This is a genomic window from Vibrio sp. V42_P2S4T144, assembly GCF_009904715.1.
Taxonomy (GTDB): domain Bacteria; phylum Pseudomonadota; class Gammaproteobacteria; order Enterobacterales; family Vibrionaceae; genus Vibrio; species Vibrio alginolyticus.
Genome location: NZ_WXWS01000227.1, coordinates 1 through 6,345, shown reverse-complemented (window position 1 = coordinate 6,345; position 6,345 = coordinate 1). Strand labels below are relative to the sequence as shown.

Here is a 6,345-nt window from a genome sequence, read left to right as displayed (position 1 = left end):
CTTTGGCTATGTAGCAATTACGTCATAATGTTATTAATCAATAAATCTAGCACATAGCCAAAATACTAAGCGTAAGGGTTTCCCTCGATTACGTTTAGGATGCTCTGGGTGAAAACATGATGATTGACATGCCAAGCATAGCGACAGAAACCCCCACTATGTCCCAGAGCGTTGGTCGAACGCCGTCGATACACCACAACCATAGAATTGCGACAAAAATATAGACACCACCGTAAGCGGCATAAACTCTGCCAGTTGCGGTAGGATGTAAAGATAGAAGCCAAGCAAACATAGCAAGGCATAGCGCTGCTGGTACCAAAAGCCAAACTGACTTATCTTCCTTTAACCAGAGATAAGGTAAGTAGCAGCCTAATATTTCTGCAATGGCGGTTATAAAGAAAAGCCCAATGGTTTTGACTTCAGTCACTTAAACATTCCTATCTTTCTCTACAAATATATGATGCTTGTTAAATGGGCAATTGTTCGACTCATTACATTTCGCCCAGCTTAATCTTGGATTGAGCCTCACTCACGGTTTGTTTACCGAATAACAAATCCATCATCGAAATGATTCGTTTGTTGTCTTTACCCCATTTATCTGGATTCGCGCTGTTTGGTGCTTTAAATTCAACTTGTCCTACTTTTTCGTTATTTTTGTAGGCTTTGATCTGAGCATCAGCGATAAATGTTCTAAAATCCCAGCTCCAGCGTGATACGTAAGTAAGTGTCAGCTCAGAGCTAACAGGAGGAGTGCCATCGCTTACGACTGTGCATTTATGGGCGGTATCCAAACACCAGTCTTGCATCGAATCTAAGAAAACATCTCGCGTGGCGTTGTCTTTTACGATGGTGATTTCCTTGCTCTGATTTTCTTTCGAGATTGTTTCTACCGTATACTTTGGTGCCGCACATGCGGCTAATAGAATAGGCAAGCTTAGAACGATGAGTTTTTTGTGCATCTTATGTCTCTTTTTTTAAATTTATATATTCAAACAACTTCAAGATACTGAGTTCAACGAGAATAACTAACAAGCATGGCAACTGTTATTAACAAAACCTTTAGAGTAGAAGGGTTTGTTTCGGGAGTATGCCAATGTCTCGAAGCAAATTATTAGTAAGAGATTGCTATAGCGTTATGTTAACTCTTGAACTTATGTCCGTATCAATGTCCAGAATTCTTCGCATTGAAGTTTTTGAAGTGCAATTCTAACGGAATTTTAAATTGCTGCATAATGCTCAATTAAGAGGAACAGGGGATCTTATCGTTAAACATAACGTGTAGTTCTGTAAATTCCCCCCTAAGACTAAGCTAAAAGGGCCTAATGTTTTAAAATAGCTTCTTGTCTATTCTGTTGTGTGAGTTTTCAATGCAGTCTCATACTAGCCACTTAAAAGAGCGCTGTAAGAACTCGTCTGCATTATCAAGGACGATTTCGCCGTGAGCCATAACCAATATATTAGGTTTCCAAGACAGCAATTTATTTAAGTGTTTTCGAGCCTCTTGTTTGCTAAACATAAAACTTAGGCGCCAATCCAAAGGCATTTTTCCGTTCGGAGCAAGAATACCGGCCCCTTTAGCCACAAACCGCTGCCAGTAGTTAAAGTTCTGGCCAGAAAAATTCTCGACGAGGTCAGTAACAATTAAGGTCTTTGAAAGTCGATGATAAAACACACACTCTTCCATTAATGGAGAGCCAGAAAATAGTTCTTGTTCAATCTCAGAGTTCCAAGCATTACCGCCTTGGTTAAGTGAAGCGTGAAAGTGTATATCACGGCACTTCTTAATGACTTCATTTGTGCCATAAACTTCTGCGCTAGGATAGGCAGATACCCATTCAGATAAGAACAAGTGGTGTAAATGATTAGGAGCGATTAAGTATTTCACTTGGCCTAGATTGTTGATTTGCTCTCTAATCGAATTTGATAACTTAATTGGACTATGAATCCAAAGGCCACCATCAGAAAGCCTAACAATAGTCATACGAGTGGTGTATGGGAGTCCTAAGAATTGGACGGGATCTCCGTCAAATATCCATATCTCATGGGCTAACTTTTTCATGTCTCTCCAACCGTTAACACTGTATTAAGGCGGCATTTAAGTTACTCAAAAGCTGCCTTGTTGCACAATAAACGCTTCGCTAAGCGTAAACCAAAAATATTAGGTTTACCAAACCCTTATTGAGTGCAGCTGTACATCTTTGAGTATTTTTATACTGAACGAACGTAAAGTAGTTTTAAGAGGATCATTTGACTTGATAGAACAAAACCCCGCTATTTTTGAGCAGGGTTTTGCAATTAGATAAAGGGGCTAACCGATGATGAAGAAGAAAATCGCGGTTGCAACAATACCAATCAACGCATAAGGAAACTGTGTGGTTGCGTGTTGCATTGCTGTACAGCCTGAACCTTGTGCAGATAACACGGTTGAGTCACTAAAGAAACAAGAGTGGCTCCCTGCCGCTGATGCTGAAAGCAGCGCTGCAACGGTTAAGTGTAGAGGCACACCAAGCTGTTCGCCCAAAGGTAGAACAATTGGCATCGCTACTGCAAACGTTCCCCAAGACGATGCCGTTGCAAATACCAACGCGCCCGTAATCATAAAGATAATCGCAGGGAAGTAAGACGCTGACAGGTAAGGGCTGACGGTCTCAATGACATACTGCGTGACGCCCAATGAGTCGTTGACCGATTTCAACATGAAACCACCAATAACGGTCGCAAGCGGCAGTAGCATAACTTTAATGCCATCATAAACAGCTTCGAACATGTCGTTCATCGAGATCAGTTTTTGTGCGCCGTAAAAGCTAATAGTAAAGATTAACGCGACGAAAACACCAGCAAGTAGATCGATACCAAAATACCAACTTGCGGCAACAAGTACGATCATTGGTAACAAGAAGTTGACAAGGCCCATGGTTGGGTTGGTATGTGCAGATACATCGGGACCAAAGTCGACATCTGTTGCACCGTCTGGACGAACTTGACCATTCTTCGCACGCTTTTCTGCCTTTTTCATCGCACCTAGATCTGGGATCTTTTCCATTGCAACCAGCAAAACAATCACCAGCGTTACCCAGCCGTAAGCCATGTATGGAATAGCTTCAATGTATGCTTTGATACCATCTCCCGCTTCTGCTACTCCGTTTGCTTCTAGCAACGAACTGAAGAAAATTGCCCAAGTGGAAATCGGTACGAGGATACAGATAGGCGCGGCGGTTGAATCCACAAGATATGAGAGCTTTTCACGCGAGATTTGGTAGCCGTCCGTAACTTTTTTCATTGAGGAAGAAATTGCAATCGCATTCAAATAATCGTCGATAAAGATCAGAATACCTAAAGCAAAGGTCATCAGCATCGATTGCTTACGGCTTTTTACTTTCGTGACCAGCATGTCGGAGAAGCTTAAGATACTGCCGCCTTTCTCCAAAATAGCAATTAGGCCGCCCATCAAACCACAAACGAGGATGATCCAAGCAATAGTTTCATCCATCATTACACTCATGGAAATATCAACAATCTGTTCCACCGCTTCAGTTGGGTTAAGCAGAAGAACACCGGCAATAGCGCCGCTAAAGAGGGCTTCCACAGTTCGGTGTGTTGTCAGCGCAAAGACCAATACCAACGCCGTTGGTAAAAGACTCATCCATCCGTAGGCTTCGCCTTCCTCATGGTTCAAACCGATTGTGGTAAAAAAGACAAACGTCGCAACCGAGATTAAAGAAACAATAATGTGTTGAGAGTTGATTTTAAGAGGCGCATCCAGCGCCTTGGTCTGCGTAGTCATAAAGTTCATTTCCTTTGTTTATGCCGAGTGCAACATCCAGTCGATTTCCAATGGAGTAATCGCTCGCTCAAATTCTGCGAGTTCACTCTGTTTGCAAGCTAGATACAAATCGATAAAATCTCTTGAGATGTATTGAGCTAGCTCACTGTGCTCCAGTCGCTCTAGAGCTTCTGACATACGCAGAGGTAACTCAATTGCATCATCACTGAGAGTCGGTGGACATTGATCTTTGGTGTAGCTTTCACTCGCTAATACTGCGGAAAGTACTACTGCAGCGAGAATGTATGGGTTAACGTCAGCGCCTGCTATACGATGCTCTATACGGCGATTTTTGCTATCGCTGATAGGCACACGCAACGCAACACCGCGGTGGTTTTCTCCCCAATCGGCTTTGGTCGGGACGTAAGCGCCAGGAACAAAGCGACGGTAAGAGTTAACGTTAGGACAGATTAGGGCCATGGCATCGGATGTTTGTGACAGCATCGCTGCCATGGTTTGATAGAAGAAGGCGCTCGCTTGACCGTCTGATTGGCTAAAGTGGTTGTTACCATCTGTATCAACCAAGCTGAGATGAATGTGCATGCCATTACCCGCTTGCTCACTAAAAGGTTTCGCCATAAATGTGGCGTCAAATCCGTGCTGATGAGCGACTTGGCGAATCAAGCGTTTTGCGATGATGATTTCATCACATGCTCGAAGTACATCTTTAGAATGGTTGAAGTTGATTTCGAACTGCCCTGGTGCCGATTCAGATAGGGCTCCGGAAGTGTTTAAACCTTGTTCTAATGCAATTCGATTAAGGTCGGCCAAGAAATCAGCGTAGTCATCTAGTCCATCAAGGTCGTAAACCTCGGTATCTTTTTCTCGAGTTTTTTTCGTGGGGTTAATTGCCGTTAATGGTTCGCCATTTTCGCCGCGGGTTTTGTCTATTAAATAGAACTCCAGCTCGAGCGCGACACAAGGATATTGGTCTTTAGCATGCAGTGTTTGCAATATAGAAGCGAGAATGTTTCGGATGAACAGTGGGTTAGGGTGCTGCCCGGTTTCATCCATCATACTAAGCAGTAGCTGACCAACTTGTTCTTTTGCCGTCGGCATTAAGGTGCCGCTGATTGGATAGCAGAGATTATCTGGCTCTCCGAGATCTTCTCCCAACCCGGCCGTTTCAACGACGTTACCTTTGGTATCTAGGGTGATGGTCGAAAGGGGGAGGGCAACACCTTTATTCAGTTTTTCTAGAGCATCTATCGGGATGCGTTTTCCTCTTGGGGTGGCATTTATATCGGTAAAGATGAGATCGATAAATTCAATATCGGGCCATTTTTGTTTAAAATTTTGTACTTCCTGTAGATACGATTCCATTTTCTTCTCCAAATAGCCTGACGAGTAGAAATTAGAAATAACCAAATTAACAAATAAATTACAGCACTCTGAACGAGTTGTTTGTTTTTCAGGTTATTTTTAATTTAAACATGCACTTACACTGTGTTTTTGATGTTTAACGGCTGGTTTTTATGTCTTTCTGTTAACTATTTTGTAACAGTTGGTTTTGTTTTGTTCAATATAATGAGCATAAATATTCAGTTTTGAAGCCTAAAAAGTGCGTCGGATCACGTTGTGACGATAATAATGGTCATCTGTGTTGATAATTTTGTACATGGTTTGTAGGGTTTGTGTTAAATAAATTGAACACGGACATATCATGGCAGATACACACAAACCCATCATTGGTGTGGTTAGCTGCGCTAAAGAGTTGGGTGGCTATCAGATACAAGCGGTCAACGATTTTTACTTACGCGCCGTTAAGGATTTTGGAGGGCTACCGATTATGTTAGCTCCAGAAATGTCGGGAGATGACGTAGCCACCATATTAGACATGTGTGATGGCTTCCTATTTCCTGGTAGTCATTCGAATGTTGCTCCGCATCGATACAGTGCAACACATGAAGAAAGCCATAAAGATGAAGCACGTGATGAACTATCACTGACGTTAATTCGTCACGCGGTAGACCAAAACATTCCGTGCCTTGGTATCTGTCGCGGTTTCCAAGAGATGAATGTTGCACTAGGCGGCTCATTAAACCCAGCTGTTCATGACTCCGGCTTCAATGACCATCGTGAAGCGCCTGTTGAAGATTTCGAACAAAAATACGCGCCAGCACACGCTGTGCTAGTTCAAAAGCAGAGCTTATTTGAACAATGGCTGGTGCAAAATCATTGGGAAAACACCACCTTCTTTGAAGTGAACACACTACACAACCAAGGCGTCGATCAGCTTGCTCCTCTATTACAAGTAGAAGCTAAAGCCCCGGATGGCTTGGTAGAAGCATTTAGTCTCCCTAATCAAAAATTTTTCGTTGGCGTGCAGTGGCACCCAGAATGGGAAGCAAAAACCAATCATTTCTCTCAAATTTTGTTCAATGAATTTATGATGGCTACCTCTCGTTAAACGTTTGGAGCTGTATGAATGGACAATCAAGAGATTGGTAAAAATATTGTTCAGTTACGAAAAAAACATGGATTGTCACAAAGGGAACTAGCCGAGCGCGCTGGTATTACCC

The 6,345-nt window shown here is 42.7% G+C and carries 7 protein-coding genes; 2 read left to right on the top strand and 5 right to left on the bottom strand.

Going from position 1 to position 6,345, the window contains the following annotated elements:
* Positions 1 to 94: 94 nt before the first annotated feature.
* The 5 genes from CAG68_RS08070 to CAG68_RS08050 all read right to left on the bottom strand — a co-directional run bounded on the left by CAG68_RS08070 (position 95) and on the right by CAG68_RS08050 (position 5,146).
* Positions 95 to 427, bottom strand: coding sequence for a YnfA family protein (locus CAG68_RS08070; RefSeq protein WP_005377819.1), 333 nt, complete (start codon positions 425 to 427; stop codon positions 95 to 97).
* Positions 428 to 491: 64 nt separating this feature from the next.
* Positions 492 to 959 (bottom strand): Sbal_3080 family lipoprotein, encoded by a 468-nt coding sequence (locus CAG68_RS08065; RefSeq protein WP_025766736.1) that lies wholly within the window; start codon positions 957 to 959, stop codon positions 492 to 494.
* Positions 960 to 1,375: 416 nt separating this feature from the next.
* A complete protein-coding gene (locus CAG68_RS08060) occupies positions 1,376 to 2,059 on the bottom strand; it encodes a DUF4336 domain-containing protein (protein ID WP_042522525.1) in 684 nt (227 codons plus the stop codon).
* A 249-nt stretch (positions 2,060 to 2,308) separates the two neighbouring features.
* Positions 2,309 to 3,784, bottom strand: a complete 1,476-nt coding sequence (locus CAG68_RS08055; RefSeq protein WP_005377816.1) for a Na+/H+ antiporter NhaC family protein — start codon at positions 3,782 to 3,784, stop codon at positions 2,309 to 2,311.
* A gap of 18 nt (positions 3,785 to 3,802) precedes the next feature.
* A complete protein-coding gene (locus tag CAG68_RS08050) occupies positions 3,803 to 5,146 on the bottom strand; it encodes a glutamine synthetase family protein (protein WP_005377815.1) in 1,344 nt (447 codons plus the stop codon).
* Positions 5,147 to 5,486: 340 nt separating this feature from the next.
* Between CAG68_RS08050 and CAG68_RS08045 the strand changes: the two genes are divergently transcribed.
* Positions 5,487 to 6,233 (top strand): gamma-glutamyl-gamma-aminobutyrate hydrolase family protein, encoded by a 747-nt coding sequence (locus CAG68_RS08045; protein ID WP_064368210.1) that lies wholly within the window; start codon positions 5,487 to 5,489, stop codon positions 6,231 to 6,233.
* An 18-nt stretch (positions 6,234 to 6,251) separates the two neighbouring features.
* A partial coding sequence (locus CAG68_RS08040; protein WP_161440988.1) for a helix-turn-helix domain-containing protein occupies positions 6,252 to 6,345 on the top strand: 94 nt, incomplete at its 3' end.